13 protein-coding genes are annotated in these 17,803 nt (G+C 69.1%); 7 read left to right on the top strand and 6 right to left on the bottom strand.

Going from position 1 to position 17,803, the window contains the following annotated elements; translation table 11 throughout:
- The coding region (locus ACWCQK_RS37900; RefSeq protein WP_451163133.1) for an IS630 family transposase at window positions 1-656 on the top strand (656 nt) is incomplete at its 5' end.
- A gap of 126 nt (window positions 657-782) precedes the next feature.
- Here ACWCQK_RS37900 and ACWCQK_RS37895 read toward each other — a convergent pair.
- Entirely contained in the window at window positions 783-2,429 is a 1,647-nt protein-coding gene (locus ACWCQK_RS37895; RefSeq protein ID WP_451163131.1) for an alkaline phosphatase D family protein, read from the bottom strand.
- A 448-nt stretch (window positions 2,430-2,877) separates the two neighbouring features.
- On the opposite strand from ACWCQK_RS37895, the gene ACWCQK_RS37890 reads away from it, so the two are divergent.
- Both ACWCQK_RS37890 and ACWCQK_RS37885 read left to right on the top strand, forming a co-directional pair.
- Complete coding sequence (locus ACWCQK_RS37890; RefSeq protein ID WP_451163129.1) at window positions 2,878-5,337, top strand: PA14 domain-containing protein; 2,460 nt, start codon at window positions 2,878-2,880, stop codon at window positions 5,335-5,337.
- 455 nt (window positions 5,338-5,792) lie between these two features.
- Window positions 5,793-6,299 (top strand): hypothetical protein, encoded by a 507-nt coding sequence (locus ACWCQK_RS37885; protein WP_451163127.1) that lies wholly within the window; start codon window positions 5,793-5,795, stop codon window positions 6,297-6,299.
- Between the two features lie 435 nt (window positions 6,300-6,734).
- On the opposite strand, the gene ACWCQK_RS37880 is transcribed toward ACWCQK_RS37885, so the two are convergent.
- The gene (locus ACWCQK_RS37880; protein ID WP_451163125.1) at window positions 6,735-7,169 is read right to left on the bottom strand and encodes a hypothetical protein; all 435 of its coding nucleotides are present in this window, start codon (window positions 7,167-7,169) and stop codon (window positions 6,735-6,737) included.
- A 269-nt stretch (window positions 7,170-7,438) separates the two neighbouring features.
- Here ACWCQK_RS37880 and ACWCQK_RS37875 point away from each other — a divergent pair, with 269 nt between their 5' ends.
- From ACWCQK_RS37875 to ACWCQK_RS37860, 4 genes are all read left to right on the top strand, one after another.
- Entirely contained in the window at window positions 7,439-8,950 is a 1,512-nt protein-coding gene (locus ACWCQK_RS37875; protein ID WP_451163139.1) for a hypothetical protein, read from the top strand.
- 377 nt (window positions 8,951-9,327) lie between these two features.
- Entirely contained in the window at window positions 9,328-11,451 is a 2,124-nt protein-coding gene (locus ACWCQK_RS37870) for a SpoIIE family protein phosphatase (RefSeq protein ID WP_451163123.1), read from the top strand.
- A 491-nt stretch (window positions 11,452-11,942) separates the two neighbouring features.
- Window positions 11,943-12,986 (top strand): acyl-CoA desaturase, encoded by a 1,044-nt coding sequence (locus ACWCQK_RS37865; RefSeq protein ID WP_451163121.1) that lies wholly within the window; start codon window positions 11,943-11,945, stop codon window positions 12,984-12,986.
- Window positions 12,983-13,375, top strand: coding sequence for a DUF5994 family protein (locus ACWCQK_RS37860; RefSeq protein WP_451163119.1), 393 nt, complete (start codon window positions 12,983-12,985; stop codon window positions 13,373-13,375). Before ACWCQK_RS37865 ends, ACWCQK_RS37860 begins: the two co-directional genes overlap by 4 nt.
- Window positions 13,376-13,625: 250 nt before the next feature.
- Here ACWCQK_RS37860 and ACWCQK_RS37855 read toward each other — a convergent pair whose 3' ends face one another.
- The 4 genes from ACWCQK_RS37855 to ACWCQK_RS37840 form a co-directional block, all read right to left on the bottom strand.
- The gene (locus tag ACWCQK_RS37855) at window positions 13,626-15,023 is read right to left on the bottom strand and encodes an FAD-binding oxidoreductase (RefSeq protein WP_451163117.1); all 1,398 of its coding nucleotides are present in this window, start codon (window positions 15,021-15,023) and stop codon (window positions 13,626-13,628) included.
- Between the two features lie 508 nt (window positions 15,024-15,531).
- Entirely contained in the window at window positions 15,532-16,149 is a 618-nt protein-coding gene (locus tag ACWCQK_RS37850) for an NAD(P)-dependent oxidoreductase (protein WP_451163115.1), read from the bottom strand.
- Window positions 16,146-16,745 carry a TetR family transcriptional regulator gene (locus ACWCQK_RS37845; RefSeq protein ID WP_451163113.1) on the bottom strand — a complete coding sequence of 200 codons (600 nt, stop codon included), beginning with the start codon at window positions 16,743-16,745 and terminating at the stop codon, window positions 16,146-16,148. The genes ACWCQK_RS37850 and ACWCQK_RS37845 overlap by 4 nt, the downstream gene beginning before the upstream one ends.
- A gap of 52 nt (window positions 16,746-16,797) precedes the next feature.
- Window positions 16,798-17,625, bottom strand: coding sequence for an SDR family NAD(P)-dependent oxidoreductase (locus ACWCQK_RS37840; protein WP_451163111.1), 828 nt, complete (start codon window positions 17,623-17,625; stop codon window positions 16,798-16,800).
- Window positions 17,626-17,803 lie beyond the last annotated feature (178 nt).

The following is a 17,803-nucleotide window of genomic DNA, read 5'->3' as shown; positions in this document are numbered from 1 at the left end:
CGTTCAAACTGTCGACCGACCCGTTGTTCGTGGAGAAGGTCTACGACGTCGTGGGCTTGTACTTCAACCCGCCCGAGGGTGCGGTCGTGCTGTCGGTGGACGAGAAGTCGCAGATCCAGGCCCTGGACCGGTCCCAGCCGGTGCTGCCGATAATGCCGGGCATGCCCGAGCGGCGTACCCACGACTACGTGCGCAACGGCCTGACCACGCTGTTCGCCGCGTTCGATGTCGCCACGGGAGAAGTCATCACTGCGCTGCATCGCCGGCATCGGGCCGTGGAGTTCAAGAAGTTTCTGATCCGGATCGACAAGGCGGTGCCCGCTCACCTGCAGGTCCACCTGATCGTGGACAACTACGGCACCCACAAAACCCTTGCGATCAAGGCATGGCTGGCCAAACACCCCAGGTTCGAGCTGCATTTCACCCCCACCGGCTCCTCCTGGATCAACCAGGTCGAGCGGTGGTTCGGCTACCTCGCCCACCAGATGATCCGCCGCGGCGCACACAAGAACATCCAGGCCCTGGAAGCTGACATCCGAGCATGGGTCAAGCACTGGAACGAAGACCCCAAGCCCTTCATCTGGACCAAGACCGCCGAAGAAATCCTCGACTCTCTCGCCCGCTTCTGCCGACGGATCTCCGGCGCAGGACATTAGGAGACTGTGGGCAACGGGGATGCAGGCCGGAACAACGCCCCGCATCGCGTCGGGTCGCCTGGCCGAACGGCACGAGCCCCGGGGGAAGTCCCCGGGGCTCGCCGCGTACCGCTACCTGCCGGAGGATCAGGCGGGCGTGAGTCCCGGGTTGCCGGCTTCGGTGACGAAGGAGGCGGCCGTGGTGATGGGGGCGCCGGGCGTGGTCACCGCGGACACGGTCCTGAAGTCGGTGCGCGCCGCATCCTTGCCGAGGGTCACCACGGCATAGCCGCGACGGCCGTTGTAGAACTTCAGGTGCGGGTTGGCCTGCATGTAGGTGGCCCAGTTGGACGGCTTGTCGGAGCCGTCCTTGCCACTGGTGATCGAGGTGGTGACGATCTCGGTGCCGAGGGTCTTCGAGGCCGGGTCGTCGAAGTCCTTCTTGATGTCGAAGCCGTAGTGGACGTGGACGTCGCCCGTGAGGACGAGCAGGTTGTCCCGGCCGGCGGACTCCCAGCCGTCGAGGATGCGCTGACGGGATGCGGGGTAGCCGTCCCAGGAGTCCATGGAGACCTTGAAGTCCGCTGTCGTGCGGTCCTTGCGCTGGGCGAAGGTGACCTGCTGGGGAACGACGTTCCAGGTCGCCTTCGAGGAACGCCAGCCGTCGATGAGCCAGCGCTCCTGGGTGGCGCCCGTCAGTGTGCGGGCCGGATCCTCCGACTCCGGTCCCGGCACCTGCCAGCCGTCGCCGTACGCCTGGTCGGAGCGGTACTGGCGGGTGTCGAGGATGTCGAACTGGGCGAGCCGCCCGAACTGCAGACGCCGGTAGAGCTGGGCGTCGGGGCCGTGCGGGAGCTGCCGGCGCCGCAGCGGCTGGTTCTCCCAGTACGCGCGGTAGGCGGAGGCCCGTCGCAGCAGGAACTCCTCCGGCGGCACACTGTTCTCGGGGGTGTCGTCCGCGTAGTTGTTCTCGGTCTCGTGATCGTCCCAGGTGACCACGAAGGGATGCGCCGCGTGGGCCGCCATCAGGTCCGGGTCGGACTTGTAGAGGGCGTACCGGAGCCGGTAGTCCTCCAACGTGAGGGTCTCCCGGTTGAAGATCTCGGGAAGGACGCGGTCGGTGTAGGCGCGGGCGCCCCCGGTCGCGGTCACCGCGTACTCGTAGAGGTAGTCACCGAGGTGGAAGACCGCGTCGAGGTCCTCGTCGGCCAGGTGACGGTACGCGGTGAAGTAGCCGTCGTGGTACGCCTGGCAGGACACCGCGGCCAGACGCAGCTCGGTCAGCCGGGCGCCCTTCGACGGGGCCGTGCGGGTACGGCCCACGGGGCTGACCCACTGGCCCACGCGGAACCGATAGAAGAGGACGCGGTCGGCGTCCAGGCCGTCCACGTCGACGTGCACGGCGTGGTTGTACTCCGGGTGCGCGTCGACGGTGCCGCGTCTGGTGACGCGGGTGAAGCGCTCGTCGTGGGCGAGTTCCCAGCGAACCTTGAACCGCTTCTGGGGCAGCCCGCTGCCGCTCTCAAAGGGGCGGGGTGCGAGCCGGGTCCACAGCAGCACCGAGTCGGGCATCGGGTCACCCGAGGCCACGCCCAGCGTGAAGGGGTTCTCGGTGATCTGCACGGCGCTCGCCTCGGCCGCCGCGGCGGTGCCGCCGAGCGGGATGTTGGCGGCGAAGGCCAGCGTAGCGGCCGCCCCGGTGACGGTCAGGAAGCGGCGTCTGTCCAAGTTGCGTACGGCGTGGCGCAGTTCGTCGGAGTGACCGGACGGAGAAGCTGATACGGAAGGCTGCATGCGTGTGCGCAATCCCTGGCGTGTGAAGTACGGCCGTGAGGCCCGGTTGGTGGTGCCAGGGCATTGGAGTGGTGCAGGGCGGCTTGCAACCGCCGGATAGTTGGCGCGTACATGGATGGCGGGTGACCGTTGTTCCTCCCCGCCGCCCCTGGGACCGCTCTTCACGCTTCCCGCACGGATCCGCCATCTCCGAAGGGCAGTTGTTCCGACGCCATACACCCGTAGCCGACGGCATCGACGCAACCGGGACGGACGCGACCACGCAGCAGCACACCCTCAAACCCACCGATGTGAGCATGCAGGGAGGAGGCACGCGGACGGACGCCAGGCACCGTTGACAACAAAGCGGCCGGAAACCGTTGGCCGTGTACAACCACAGGCCGCTCTCATGCATCACCTATCGCGTACGACTGCCTGCGAGGCGGTCATGGGTCAAAAAGGGGCCTCAGTGAGCAGTGTCGGAAGATCCCGTCTGGCCGCCGCGACCACGGTGGTGGTCGCGCTGACGGGCGGCCTCGTCGCGAGCGCCACCTCGCCGGCGTCGGCGGCGACGTGCGCGACGAACACCTACACGCGGCAGTTCTTCGCGAACACCGGCTTCTCGGGTGCGGCGAAGCGCACGGACTGCGACGCCGCGATCAGCGAGAACTGGGGCGACAACTCGCCCGGCGTGCCCGGCGTCGGCAAGGACAACTTCGGTGTCCGTTGGAGCATGACGCGCGACTTCGGCTCTGGCGGTCCCTTCGCGTTCACGGCTTCCGGCCAGGACGGCATCCGCGTCTACCTCGACGGCGTACGCAAGATCGACCTGTGGAAGAACGGCACCACCACCGTCTCCAGGACGCTCGCCCTGACCATCCCCGAGGGCACGCACACCCTGCGTATCGACTACGTCAACTGGACCGGCGCCGCCGCCGTCGGGTTCGCCTACACTCCGCGTACCGGAACCGCGCTGGACCAGGTCGCCCCGCTCACGCCGACGGGGCTGTCGATCGCCCGGAACGCCGGGACCAAGCGGAACTTCCTGCGCTGGTCGGCGAACAAGGACATGGACGTGGCCGGCTACCGCGTCTACCGCCACACCCCCGAGCAGACCTCCTTCGGCAGCCCCGTCGCCACGGTCACCGGCACGAACTTCACCGACACCACCGCCGGCACGGCCACCCACCTCTACGAGGTCCGCGCGGTCGACAAGTCGGGCAACGTCTCCGCGGGAACGGCCGACGTCTCGGTCACCGGCAACCCCACCTACCTTCGCCAGTACTTCGCCAACACCACCCTCACCGGCACCCCCAAGCGCACCGACACCGACACCGCGATCAGCGAGAACTGGGGCACCAGCTCCCCCGGCGTGCCCGGCGTCGGCAAGGACGACTTCGGGGTGCGCTGGCAGATCACCCGCGACTTCGGCTCCGGCGGACCCTTCGCGTTCACCGCCTCGGGCCAGGACGGCATCCGCGTCTACCTCGACGGCGTACGCAAGATCGACCTGTGGAAGAACGGCTCCACCACCGTCTCCAAGACCGTCGAGCTCACCATCCCCCGAGGAACTCACGTCCTGCGCGTCGACCACGTCAACTGGACGGGCTCCTCGGCCGTCAAGTTCACCTACACACCCAGCACGACGGTCCAGGACCACGTCCCGCCTCTCGCGCCCGCCGGGGCGAAGGTGGCCTACGACGAAGGCAGCGAATCCGCCACCGTCACCTGGGCGCCCAACAAGGAGATGGATCTTCCCTACCTTCCCTACAGCGTGTACCGGCAGATCGACGACGGCTGGAGCCTCGTGGGGCAGACCAAGGCGACCACGTGGACCGACCCCTCGGTGCCGCACGACGGCAGGCTCCGCCGCTACGTCGTCGAGACCACCGACCGCCTGGGGAACGTGTCCGAGCGGACCCCTGTCCTGACGGTCGCCCCGTCCGACACCATCGTTCCGGCGGCACCCGTCCTCGTCGTGGACCACCAGTGGGACACCGTCAGCTCCCTCCACATCCGCTGGGACACGTCCATCGACCACACCGAGCGTGAGGTGCGCGACGGCGGCACGCTCAGGCTCTACCGTTCCACCGGCGACACCCTCGGCGACAACCCCGAACTCATCGCCACGGTGACAGCGGCCTCACCGTCGGTCGGCGACCACATCGACGAACTTCCGGCGTTCGACGGCACCGCGTACACCTACGCCGCTGTGGTCAGCGACGCCGCGGGCAACGTGTCCCCGATGTCGAAGCCGGTCACGCTGATCCCCGACAGTGTCGCCCCACCCGCTCTCACCGGCCTGACCGCGACTCCGCGCGCGGACGGCGTCGTACTGAGCTGGGACGCCCCTGCCGAGAGCGGCCTGAAGTACGTCGCCGCCCGCGTCGTACGGCGGGCCGACGGCAACACCCACTACGACAGTTACGGGTGCCAGGACGCGGGGGCGACGTTTCCCGAGCGTGACGTGCCGAACGCCCTCCTGTGTGCCGGACCGCCGGACGGCGAAACGGTGACGTTCTTCGTCGCCGCGATCGACCGCTGGGGCAACCACGTCCCTTGGGCCGCCGCCCCCACCGTCACCGTCACCGAACCCGACAACCGCCCCGACGACGCTCGCAGCGACGAACCGGGCCCGCTCACCATTCTCGACCCCGCCAAGGTGGGCGCCCTCGGATACGTCCAGTGGACCTGCGACGACGAAGCCCTGTGCGCCGACATCGTCGAGTACCACGTGGACAGCTGGAACCCGTCCACCCATGCCTACGGGCGCGTCCGAACCGTCGAGAGCTCCAAAGGTCCCCTCTACAAGGCCTCTCTCCCGCTGGTCCGCGGCGACACCACGTACCTCCGGGTCACCGGAGTCCTCGCCGACGGCACGACCGCCGCTGTGGCCCACTTCGCGGGAGCCAGGGGCATCTCGCTGTGAGGCTCAAGGGCCGTTCGCACCGCTGAGCGCCGCACCCTCCGGCACTCGTTCGCCTTGGTACAACACGCCGAGGGCCCCGCCGGTCGCGGCCCTCGGCGGCGGATCCAGCACACGGCCGCGACCCGACGGGAAGAGAAGCGAGCAGTACCGGCAGGGCGACGTAGGCGCGCAGGTGAAGCCGGTCGGCCGCGACCTACGGTGCCTCGCCGGCGGAACGGGGCCGTCGAGTTGCCCGGCTTGAACCGCCGGGGCCGACCGGAGGGGACACGGCTGATCGTCCGCCGAGTTCCCCCGGAGAACCTCTAGGTATCTCTCGGACAGATGGTCGCAGTCTCTTACTTTCATTGGACAGCGGGAGCCGTGTTCAACGAGTCTATTCATTGGAAGAACTGCTCCACGCAGGACATCCGGAAAAGACTTCAGGCAGGACATCCAGCAAAGAGGAGACAACCGCAATGACCGCACCGAACGAGCCCAACGGGAAGCTGACGAATCAGGCGCCGCACCTGAACTACTACCCTGAGTGGCTCGACAATCTCGCTGACGACGTCATTCTCCAGGGAAATTTCGCCAACGGTGAAGTGGTCGGCAAGGAAAAGGTCGGGAAGCTGCTGAGCTTCGCTCGAAGCAACTACGCTTTCCAGGACTTCCGCTTCTTCGGCAAGCGCGGCGAGCTCTTCCTGGAGGACTACCGATCCACCATCCGCGGCAGCGAGACCTACCGTCCGGGCGGAATCGAGATCTACAACTTCGTCGTCGTGTACTTCAACGAGGCGGGCGAGACCAGCCAGCTGGTCATGAACCACCGGCCGCAGTCAGCCGCCCTGCTCTTCTCGTCCTTGCTGGCGGAGCACTTCGGTGACGAGTTCGGCTCGGACATCTTCTACAAGGGCGATGTCAGCCACCGACTGCTCGATCACGACCTGTCCCTCGGCCAGTGGCCCTCGTCGTCGCCCAGCTGACCTGAGTCGCTACGATCCCTCGGCCGACGTACAAGCCGAGAGCCCCGTCGTTCTCGCGGCCGGTCCGACGTTGCTCTTTCGGCCGGCGAGTTTTGCCGCCAGGGTGACGCTGGGAGCAAGGGTCCGCAAAGACGTCATCCACGGACCACGGACGTCTTTGCGATTCTGCCCTGTGCGTACGCTCCGTACGGTTTCCAGGAATTCATTTGCATCATAAATGGAGAGAACGGCTACGGCAGCACGTTCAACCACCGGCATGATGACCTGCGATGCCCTGACCTCTGCGACGGATTCGATTTCGGGAGTCGCACCCATGCAGGTCTCCAGCATCTTTCCGCTATGGGGAAATCAGGCCGTCCGCCGCTGAGCACAAAGACGAGGGAAGGTCCGTGCGCCCCAAAGGGGGTGCACGGACCTGAGGGGTGACTGGGAGCCTCAGAAGGTGCGGCGGGTGTTCCAGTTGGCCTGGTGGCTCGGGTTGTTGATGTCGAAGGTGTAGCCCGACAGGCGCCGGTCCGGGCCGAGAGTCGCGGTGTATCGGCCCAGGGCCCCGTTCGACCATCCGATGACGAAGTAGATGCTCGTGCCGTCGACCCGGCCGGTTCGAATGGTTCCGGGGGTGCCACAGCACGAAGCGCTTCCGTACAGCGCCCCCGCCGTGTCCTGGGACACGTTCATCGTGACCACCGGGCCGTTGCTCTGGTACAGCTTCCAGGTTCCGCCGGCGTAGAACCTCGGCGCTGCGGCGGGTGCCGCCTGTGCCGCAGCATGCCGGGGGACCACGGGCGCGGCGCTGACGGCTGGAGCGAGCGCCACGCCTGCCAGGGTCAGCGACGCGAGGAGGGCGGTCGTTGCGAGCTTGGTGCGCATGAGTGTTCCTTTCCTGATGCGCTGGGTGCGGTCGGCTGGGCGCAAGGTCGTTCGAACCCGGGAAAGGCCCCGCCGAAGGGTCCAGTGGGTTGCCCCGCTTCCCAACGATGGGGCCGCGTACCAGCAGGTTTACGAAGCCTTACGTAATCTGACAGAGGCTGACGAATCCTTACGCGGGCACTTGTGGACTCCTCACCAGGACCGGGTTGTCGTTACACTCCCAGTGACGCAGCGTGGTTGCGTCATTACGGATCGGGGGTGCCGTGGCGATGTTCGACCCGCCGTTACCGTCCGCCGGAGCGGGCGACCAACTGCTCGCGCTGCGGCTTCGGTTGCAGGATCTCTATCGCCGGGCGGGCAAGCCCAGCTATCGACAACTCGCCGCGAGAATTCAGGCGTTGAGCCACACGACCGTACACATGGTGATCCGTTGCGAGCGGTTGCCCCGGTGGGGAAATCTGGAGCTGGTGGTAGAGGCGCTGGGCGGGGACGTCGAAGAGTTCCGTCAGCTGTGGCTGGCCGCGGAAGCGGCGGCTTCGAACACCGTCGGGCCGGCCACCGCGACGGAGACCTCCGTCAGTGCGCAGCCCGAGCGCGTACCGCAAACCGGCCAGTCGTCCGAGCCCCTCACGTCACTCGGCTCTCCCCCGGCATCGCCGTCGCATCCCCGGCGCCAGGTGCTCATCTCGTTGTCGGCGGTGCTCGCGGCGGCGACCACCGGCCTCGCCGTCTCCGCCTGGCCGGACAGCGGTCCGGAGCAGCCGGCGGCCCGGCACCCCTCGACGGCGAGGGCCGGACAACACACCGCACCCCCGAACGACGCCCTCACCGGTGAGCCTCTGGGAGGCCCGCTGGCAGACGGCGACCACGGTGCCGTCTGGACGGTCACGACCGGCACCCTCAAGGGCAGGACCATCGTCGTCACGGGCCGGCAGGACGGCACCCTGCGCGTATGGGACCTGACCACGGGTGCCGCCCGCGGCGGAGCCCTCGTCGGCCACACCAAGGCCGTCTACTCCGTGTCGTTCGGCAAGGTGAACGGCCGGGCAGCCGCCGTGTCCAGCGGCGTGGACGGCACGCTGCGGCTCTGGGACCTGACCGCGGCGCGCTCCGCCGGCCGGCAGCTGGGTGGGTCGCGATCAGCCGGCGCGATCAGCGGTGTGGCGCTCCGCACCTTGCGCGGTCGGCCGGTGGCGGTGTCCGCCGGCGACGACGGCACCGTACGGCTGTGGGACCTGACCGCCGCGGACCCGTCCGGCTTGCCGCTCGGCAAACGGCTGGGCACCGCGGTCAAGGCGGTCGCCGTCGGCGGCGTGGGCGACCGGGCCATCGCTGTGACCGGCGGCGACGACCACGCCGTACGGCTGTGGGACCTGACCGCGGACCATCCGGTGGCCCGCCCGCTTGGCGACCACGACGGCACGATCTGGAATCTCGCCGTCGGCACCTTGGACGACCGGCCGTTCGCACTCTCAGCAGGAGACGACGGCACGACCCGGGTGTGGGACCTGACCGCGCCCGAGCCGGTCGGCCAGATACTCGGTCCACGGCTGGACACCGCGGTCAAAGCGGTCGCGGTCGGCCACGTCCGCGCCCGGCCGGTCGCCTTCTCCGGCGGGGACGACGGCGTCCTGCGCGGCTGGGACCTGGCCACCGGCCACCCGTACGAAACCCGCACCGCACCCTCCGGCATCGAGGCGTTGACGACCCACACCGTGGGCAACCGCCTCACCGTGCTCGCCGGGCTGTGGAACGGCGCCACCTGGAAGTGGACCCTGTGAGCCGTCAGGCACATGTCGTCACGGTGAGCGCGCCGGCGAGGGCGGACGCCCGGCCGGTGATCCCGGTGCCGTTCCCCACCGTCACGCCGGTCCCGGCCCTGCGCCGAGGCCGAGGCCGACGATCAGAAGTGTCAACGGGTTGAACGGCGAGATCCGCCCTGCGCCTGACCGTCCGGTACGCGGCGGCCGGGGCCCGCTGCCGAACACGTGCAGGCCAGGCCGTGCCACGCCCGGCAGCAGTCCTGCACCGACACAGGACATTCTTTTCATACGCTTACATAGACATAGATAGCCATTGTCCGTTTTTGCGCTTCGGGTCCGTGGTGACGTGGTGACCGCGGCGCCGTCGGTGTCCAGGAAGGTCGGTGAACGTCGTGGTGTCTGCTGCGTCTGGCTCCGACCGGGACTGGCAGGAGTTGGCCACGCTCTTCCGCCGTCTGACGAAGGAGACCCGCGCCTCGGGGGGCATGGTGTTCCTCCTGCCGCCCGCGGACCCTGTGCTCCAGTTGGCGATGGTGTACGGAACGTCCTGGTCCATCATCGCTCCGTGGGCACGGATCGGGACGCAAGAGGCGATCCCGGCGGCCGAAGCGGCCCGGGACAACCGCGTGGTCTGGGTCGGGAATCCCGAAGAACTGGCTCTGCACTATCCGCGGCTGGCCCTCGTGGTGCCCGACCACACGGTGGTGGCAGCCCCGATCGTCGCTGGTGAGACGGTGTCGGGCACGGTCTGTCTACTGTGGCCGCCGTCGCATCCCGAACGTCTGGCCCCGCAGGAGCTGGAGGCGATCGACACGTTCTGCCGCCTGGCCGGCCTGCTGCTGGCGCGTGCGCGGCAGAACGGACATCCGCTGCTGCCCGGGGACTGTCCGGTGGTGCTGGAGGCGGTACGTTCCCGCACCCCGGACCTGGCCGAAGCCCTCGCCGCCCACGACTACGTCGTCCGTCTGCCGGGCGCGCTGTCGCTCGATCTGGAAGGCAGGGTCACGCTGGTCAGCGACGCGGCGGCCGACCTGCTCGGAATGCGCGCCGCCGACCTGTTGGGCGCCCGTCCGTGGGAGTGCCTTCCGTGGCTCGGTGGTCCCGCCTTCGAGCACCGGTTCCGTGCCACGGTCATCAGCCACCGGCCCGCTCGCTTCACCGTTCGACGCTCACCCGACGTGCTTCTGGCCGTCGAGGTCTACCCCGACGCCTCGGGCGTCAGCGTCCACATGGCTCCCCTCGCTCGGCCGTCGTCCACCGGCCAAGGGGACCACGGTCCGATTCTCGTCGAACAGGCCGAGGTCAAGCCGTTCCACCAGCTGATGCACCTGGCGGTGAGTCTCACAGAAGTGGTGCGGGTGAAGGACGTGGCCGAGACCATCGCGAACCAGCTTCTGCCCGCTTTCGGCGCCTCGGGGCTGATCTTGATGACGGTCTCCGACGGTCGGCTGCGCGTCGTCGGCCACCGCGGGTACAGCACGTCCTTCATCGCTGGTTTCGACGGCCAGCCGGTGGCCTCCGACAGCCCGGCCGCGAGGGCGGCGAGCGGGCGCAAGCCCCTGTTCTTCACCAGCTTCGCGGAGTTCAAGCGCACTTACCCGGACGCGGTCCGTCATCGCGACCGCAACGCCTGGGCATTCCTGCCCCTGGTCATCCGCGGCCGACCCGTCGGCATGCTCGTACTGTCCTTCGACCGGACCCGGCGGTTTCCCTCGGTGGAGCGCAACCTCCTGGTCGCGGTGGCCGGGCTGGTCGCCCAAGCCCTGGACAGGGCGTGCCTCCACGAAGCCCGGGACGATCTCGTCCGAACCTTGCAGACCGGTCTGCTGCCACAGAGGCTGCCTGCCGTTCCCGGCCTTCGCGTCGCCGCCCGCTACCTGCCCGCGGCGCACGGCATGGACGTCGGCGGCGACTTCTACGACCTCATCCGCTGCGGCACCACCAGCGCCACGGCGGTCATCGGCGACGTCCAGGGCCACAACGTCCGGGCCGCCGCCGTCATGGGCCAGCTGCGCACCGCCGTGCACACCCACGCCGCCGCCGGGATGCGTCCGGACGAGCTCCTGGCCCGCACCAACCGGGTCATGTGCGACTTCGATTCCGGGCTGTTCGCCAGTTGCCTCTGCATCCAGCTCGATCTGTCCCGGGGCAGCGCCCGCCTGGCCACGGCCGGGCATCTTCCGCCCCTGCTGCGCCATCCGGACGGCCGTACCGAGGTCCTCGCCCTGTCTCCGGGGCCGCTCCTCGGCATCGTCCCGGACGCCGATTACCCGGCCACAGACATCCCGCTGTCACCTCACACCACGCTCGCTCTGTACACCGACGGCCTCGTCGAAGCACCGGGCATCGACATCGACGACGCCATCGCCGACCTCGCCGAGCGCCTCGCCCGAGCCCCGGACAACGACACGGAAGTCCTCACCGAAGCCCTCCTTGAGCAGGGCTCGCGCCATCCGCACACCGATGACATCGCCATGCTGGTGGTCCACGTCACCGAGTCACACTTGTCCTCGCCCTGAAGGGCCGGGTTTGGACGCGGTGGATGCGGTGGACGCGGTGGCACTATTCGCGATGCCGAGATCCACACCGGTGAACCCCTCCGGTTCGCACTCCTCACCGCGCTCACGGCGCCTGTCACGGACCGTGATTCCGCTTTCACGCACCGGGGAGTAGGCTGTGGGAACCGAGGGCACCAAGCACGCCGGTATCGGACCGGCTCCGCCCCCCGGCTCTCACCGGCGGCTCGTCGTCCGGGACGGTTTCCCGCATCCCGTCGGCTCACCTCATCCGCCCTCCTGGTCGGGCGAGTTCCCTCTCACCCGGCGGTCGCCGCAGACGGCATCCGTCGCGTACGCCCACTCTCCCCCACGCTCTCGACTTCGCTCCAGCAGGAACTCCCGTGGTCACCGCGGCGGCCGATCAACCGGCCGCACCCTTACCGGAGTTCTCGCATCGGACCGAAGAGAGGTTGGAGAGGAAGGCGCCTGCATCGAGGCCGAGGAGCCCCGTCATGTCGCTCGATCCTGCCGCTCCGGCCGTCTTACCGCCGTGTCCCGGTCACGTCCCTGAGACGTACGACGGCTCGGCACCCTTCGCGTCCGCCGGCCGGCGCCCCGCCCGCAACGGCGCCGAACGCCTGTATGTGGCGGTGACGGCCGCGATCGTCGTCCTGCCCTTCGTCGCACTCGGGGCGGCAAGCTGGTGGCTGTGGGGAAGCCTCATCCGTCCCGCCGACATCGTGCTCGCGCTGGTCCTCTACACGGTGACGGGCCTCGGTGTCACCGTCGGCTTCCACCGCGGCCTCACGCACGGCGGCTACCGTGCCGTCCGGCCCGTGCGCATCGTCCTCGCGGTGGCCGGATCGATGAGTTTCCAGGGTGATGTCGTCGGCTGGGTGGCCACGCACCGCCGCCACCACGCCTTCACCGACCGGCCGGGCGACCCGCACTCCCCCTACCGTTACGGCACCCATCTGCGCGGCCAGTTGCGCGGACTGCTGGACGCCCACGTCGGCTGGCTGTTCCGCAACGACCCCACCTCCGCCGAACGGTACGCCCCCGATCTCCTGGCCGACCACGACATCCGAGTCATCTCCCGCGCCTTCCCGGCGCTCTGCCTCCTCACGCTCGCCCTGCCCTTCGGCATCGGCTGGGCGCTCGGCGGCACCTGGGTCCACGCACTGACCGCCGCGCTGTGGGCGGGAGTCGTCCGCATCGCCCTGCTCCACCACGTGACCTGGAGCGTCAACTCCCTGTGCCATGTGCTCGGCAGCCGGCCCTTCCGCACCCGCCGCCACGACCGTGCCACCAACCTGTGGCCGCTCGCTCTGCTCTCCTTCGGCGAGAGCTGGCACAACCTCCACCATGCCGACCCCACCAGCGCACGGCACGGCGTCGACCGGGGTCAGATCGACCCGTCGGCCGCCGTGATCCGCCTCCTCGAACGCCTCGGCTGGGTGTCCGACGTGCGCTGGCCCACACCGGACCGCCTCGCCGCCCGCCGAATCCGACCCACACCCCCTCGCCGCCCGACGCGCCAGAGAGAAGCCCTGTGATCACCACTGCACCGGCCACATCGCCCCCTCTTCCCCTCCTTCGCCTGCGCCTCGCGCCCCACGGCGTACTGCCGCGCCGCCTCGACGGCGTGTGGTGGCCGCGCACGCGCGACCTGCTGACACAGCTTCCACAGCTGCTCGCCGCACTGCCGAGTGCCTGGGGCCACATCGCCAGCGTCACCGTCAACGCAACGGCCTGGACCACGGCGCCGGGCCGCCTCCTCGTCGCCAACCAGGTCGTACGCCTGAACAAGACCGCCACACTGCACGCCCCCAACACCGTCGTCCTGCTCTCCCCCGGCCACGGCCGCTGGGACCTGCTGGTCGTCCCACCGGACACGACGGAGGAAGCAGCCGAACCGCTCATGACCGCCGCACTGGCCAACTGAGCCCCCAGCGCCTGCAGAAGCAGCTGAAACCGTTCCCGACGTCCCGGCACGGCATCGAGACGGGGGCTGGGGAGAGGACGGTCCTGTCGTACGCGTAGGGCGCTCAAAGTGTCAGCTGGTGCGGAGCCGGCCGTCTGGTCCCGGCGGGAGGGATGGGACGTAGCCGTCACCGTCCTCGGGATCGTCGGCGTCGGCACGGGCGGTGGCCACGCCGACAGAAGCCGGCATTCATACCGGGAAGTTCACCGTCTCACGCCATCGACGACGGGATGTTCTGGTTGGCGCGGAAGAAGTTGTCCGGGTCGTAGGCGCGTTTGACCGCCGCCAGCCGGTCGTAGTTGCCGCGATAGGTGGACCGGACGCGCTCGGGGCCCTCCGCTTCCCCGAGGAAGTTCACATAGGAGCCGCCCATGGACTGCGGGTGCAGATCGGTCCAGTAGTCGACGCACCACCGCCGAATCAGCTCGGCGTTGGCCGGATCGGGGTCGATGCCGCCGATGACACCGGACCACACCGCGTCCCGGTAGGCCCAGGCCGTTTCGTCGGGGCCGACTCGGTGCGCCGCGCCATCCACCGGGTACAGGTGCATCGTCGACAGGTCGGTGGGAATGTCCTGGCTGTACCGCTCGTGTACCGCGATGGCGTCGTCGGAGATGGTGTCGAAGAAGTCACCGCGCCAATACCACTGCAGTCCCTTGGGGAGCAGCTGGTCAAACATGGTCTGCAAGGCGGGATAGGGCATGGGGGTGGTGAAGTGGAAGGCCGGCGGCGCCGGGTCGTCGACCACCGACAGCACCTCGTCCAAGCGGCCGGCCTCCAGGTCGCCCGTGTAGCACCAGACCACGGCGCACATCTTCTGCCCGTGGATCGGCTCCGGGAAGGGCGGTCCGGCCGGGACGACCATCACCGCGAAGAAGCCGTTGAGGTCCTCCGGTGCGGCAGGCAGGAACTCCCGGTACCACCGCAGCACTTCTCCCATGCGGTCGATCGGCCATACGGTCACCGCCACCCCGACCGTGTGCACCGGGTGCAACCGGTAGGTGAACGACGTGACCACGCCGAAGTTGCCGCCGCCGCCCCGCAGCGCCCAGAACAGATCAGCGTGGTCCTCGTGGGAGGCGGTGACGAGGCTCCCGTCGGCGAGGACGACGTCCGCGGCGATCAGGCTGTCGATCGTCAGCCCGTACTTGCGGGTCAGGTAGCCGTGCCCGCCGCCCAGCGTGAGACCGCCCACCCCGGTGGTCGACACGATCCCGGCCGGCACGCCCAGGCCGAAGGCATGTGTCTCGAAGTCCAGGTCGCCTTGCTGACTGCCCCCGCCCACCTGCGCGGTTTCGGCCTCCGGATCGACCCGCACCCAGCGCATGGGCGACAGGTCGAGCGTGAGCCCGTCGTCGATCAGGCACAGCCCCGGCCCGCTGTGTCCGCCACCACGTACCGCGAGGTCGACCCCTGTCTCCTGCGCGAAGGCGATGGTGGCCCGTACGTCCGCCACGCCAGCGCATTTCGCGATGGCGGCCGGACGCCGGTCGATCATGGCGTTGTAGGCGCTGCGGGTCTCGTCGTAGTCCGCGTCCTGCGGCGTGACCAGACGTCCTCGCAAGACGTCGCGCAGGCGGTCGAGAGCGGTTGCGTCGATATCGCTCATGGTCGGACACCCCTTGATGGCCTCGCGAGATCGGTACTGCCACCGTGTCCAGTGTGACGCCGATCAATGTGGCGTGCCACGCATGACCTTCCGCGCCGCGTGGAGAAGCCGTGCGGTAGCAGTTTCGACGATCGGTTCGCGCTCGCTCATGGCCATATGGTGGACGACTGTACGATCGGCCTCAGAGGGCTCGTTCTAGTGAGTGCTGGAGGATTCGATGAACCAGCGTCGCGGCCTTCGGAATGGCACATGGCGCTGCCGAGGAAGTGCCCGCTCGGCCCGCGGAACCCGGGACGCGTAGCGGGCTGGATACCGCGGCGACGACGCCCCTGGTCACGTCGATCACGAGAACGCGCTCTCGGTGGGCCGGCGGCCCGTGTCAGGCGGCGGGTGGTGTGGGCCGCGGGCAGATGGATGTGGGCGTTCAGGACCAGCCCGGCGGTGCTGAAGAAGTCGTCCCCGATCGGGGCCAGGGTTCGGGTCATGGGTTTTTCCGGCGCTGAGCAGGTCAGGGGTAGAGGCTGCGCCGGTAGGTGGTGGGGTCGTCCAGGGCGGCGAGCAGGAGGTCGGAGAGGTCGTACCGGCTGGTGCGTGCCAGCAGGGATCCGTGCGGGGAGAAAACGGGGCTGAGAGAGCGGGTCGGGGGCGCGTCGGTGAGGATGCCGGGCCGGAGAACGGTCCAGTCCAGGTCCGAGGCCTCCAGGACCTCGTCCTGACGTCGGCGTTCGCGGATCACTGGAGCGCTGAACGCTCCGTAGAGGCCGCCGATCAGACGGTTCGTCACGCCACGGGTGTGCGGATCGTACGCGGCTTCGGACAACACCAGCAGGCGGCGGACCCCGGCCGCCTGCATGGCGTCGACAATCGTGCCGGTGCCGCGGGAGTACAGAGGGGTATGGCGGTCTCCCTTGAGACCCAGTGCGACCAGCACCGCCTGCGCGCCGTCGAGCGCCCGCCGGACGGTGGCGGGATCGAATACGTCGCCCTGGATGACCTGGCCGGCTTCAGCGCCACGCAGGCGGGCAGGGTCGCGGACGAACGCGGTCATGTGATGACCGGCGCGCCCGGCCGTGTTCAGGAAGTTGCGGCCGGTGGCACTCGTGGCACCGAAGACGGTGATGTTCACGCGACCTCGCCACCTTCCTGGGCTCCCGACGTGGGGCGGGTCAGTGAGGTCACGGCGACGCCCAGGTCGTGACGCTGCTCGTCGGTCCACTTCTCCGGGTGTGCGGCGGCCGTGATGCCGCTGTGGGCGAGGGTGAGGATCTGCTCCAGCAGCCGGTCCGCCGACACGGCGGAGGTGACCTGGCCCGCGTCCTGGGCCCGGCTGATCGCCTCGACTTTGTCCCGCACGGCTGTGGCGACCATCGGCAGGGAGTCCATCAGTGCCGGGCGTTCGAGGGACTGCCACATGGCCAGGCGCACCAGGTGCGGGTGGGCACGGTAGAAGTCGAACACCTGCTGGGCGTAGCCGGGCAGATCCGTGGCGTCCAGGGTGACGGCCTGCTGGGCCGCGGCGACGTGGTGCTCCAGGACGGCGTCGAACAGGCCGTCCTTGCTGCCGTAGTAGGCGTAGATCATGCGCTGGTTGGACCGGGCCGTCTGGGCGATGCGCGCGGTGCGTGCCCCGGCCAGGCCGAATGCGGAGAACTCCGCCGTGGCCGCGTCGAGAATCCGGCGGCGGGTGGCCTCCGCGTCGCGGACCTGCGTCTCCTGCCGCATCAAGCACCTCCAGAACGGCCCGGTACCGGGCTTCGGCGGATCGCGGGGGCGCTCATGCGTCCACCGAGCGAGCGAGGTCTTCCCACTGTTCCAGTTCAGCGAGACGCCGCTGGTCCGCGCCGCGGATGTAGTCGACGGCATCGCCCGACAGCGGCAGGCGCAGTGGCGGAGCGGGCAGCTCCAGCACGCCGAGGATGGCTTGCGCCACCTTCCGCGGGTCCACCCCGTGCCCCGTCGTCCGAGCACCGGCGTACAGGTCACGCATCGGGCCGACCGCGTCGCGGTACGGCGCGCTGGGTTCAGGCAGCGACATGGCGGAGGCCAACGTCGTCGCCACCGCGCCCGGCTCCACGATCGTCACCCGTATACCGAAGGGAGCCGCCTCGAGGGCCAGCGCCTCCGAGAAGCCCTCCAGCGCGAACTTCGCGGTGACGTAGGCGGCCAGTCCCGGTGCGGGCGCGAGACGTCCGCTGACCGACGACACCTGCACCACGTGTCCCGATCCCTGCTGTCTCAGCACGGGCAGGGCCGCCTTGGTCACATGGATCGCACCCCACAGGTTGGTCTCCACCTGCGCCCGGAAGTCCTCCAGGTCGGTGTCCTCGACGCTGGAGACATTCGCGTATCCCGCGTTGTTCACCACGGCGTCAAGACGGCCGAACCGCTCCACCGCGGCGGCAACGGCACGGTCGGCGGCGTCGGCGTCCGTCACGTCCAGAGCCACCGCGAGGGCCGTGTCCGGCCGACGCTCGACCAGATCTGCCACCGTCTCGGGATCGCGCGCCGCGGCCACGACCCGATGACCGGCGGCGAGCGCCGCCTCCGCCAGCTCCCGCCCCAATCCCCGCGAGCTGCCGGTGATCAACAGTGTTCTGGTCATACGCCCTCACCCATGTTCTATGTAACTGGTTACTTACCAACATAGAGCACAGCAGGAGACGGGCGCGAACAGAGGCACGGGGGCGGGCTCGGAAACCCCCTCGCCCGGCCGTACCGAACGGCGGACCGCTCAAGGACCAGGTCCGTACACGGCACGGGGCAGGATGACTTTCCTCGGC

It is taken from the genome of Streptomyces sp. NPDC002306 (assembly GCF_053593435.1).
The sequence above is the reverse complement of the archived record's forward strand: the minus strand, read 5'-3'. Positions and strand labels throughout refer to the sequence as shown.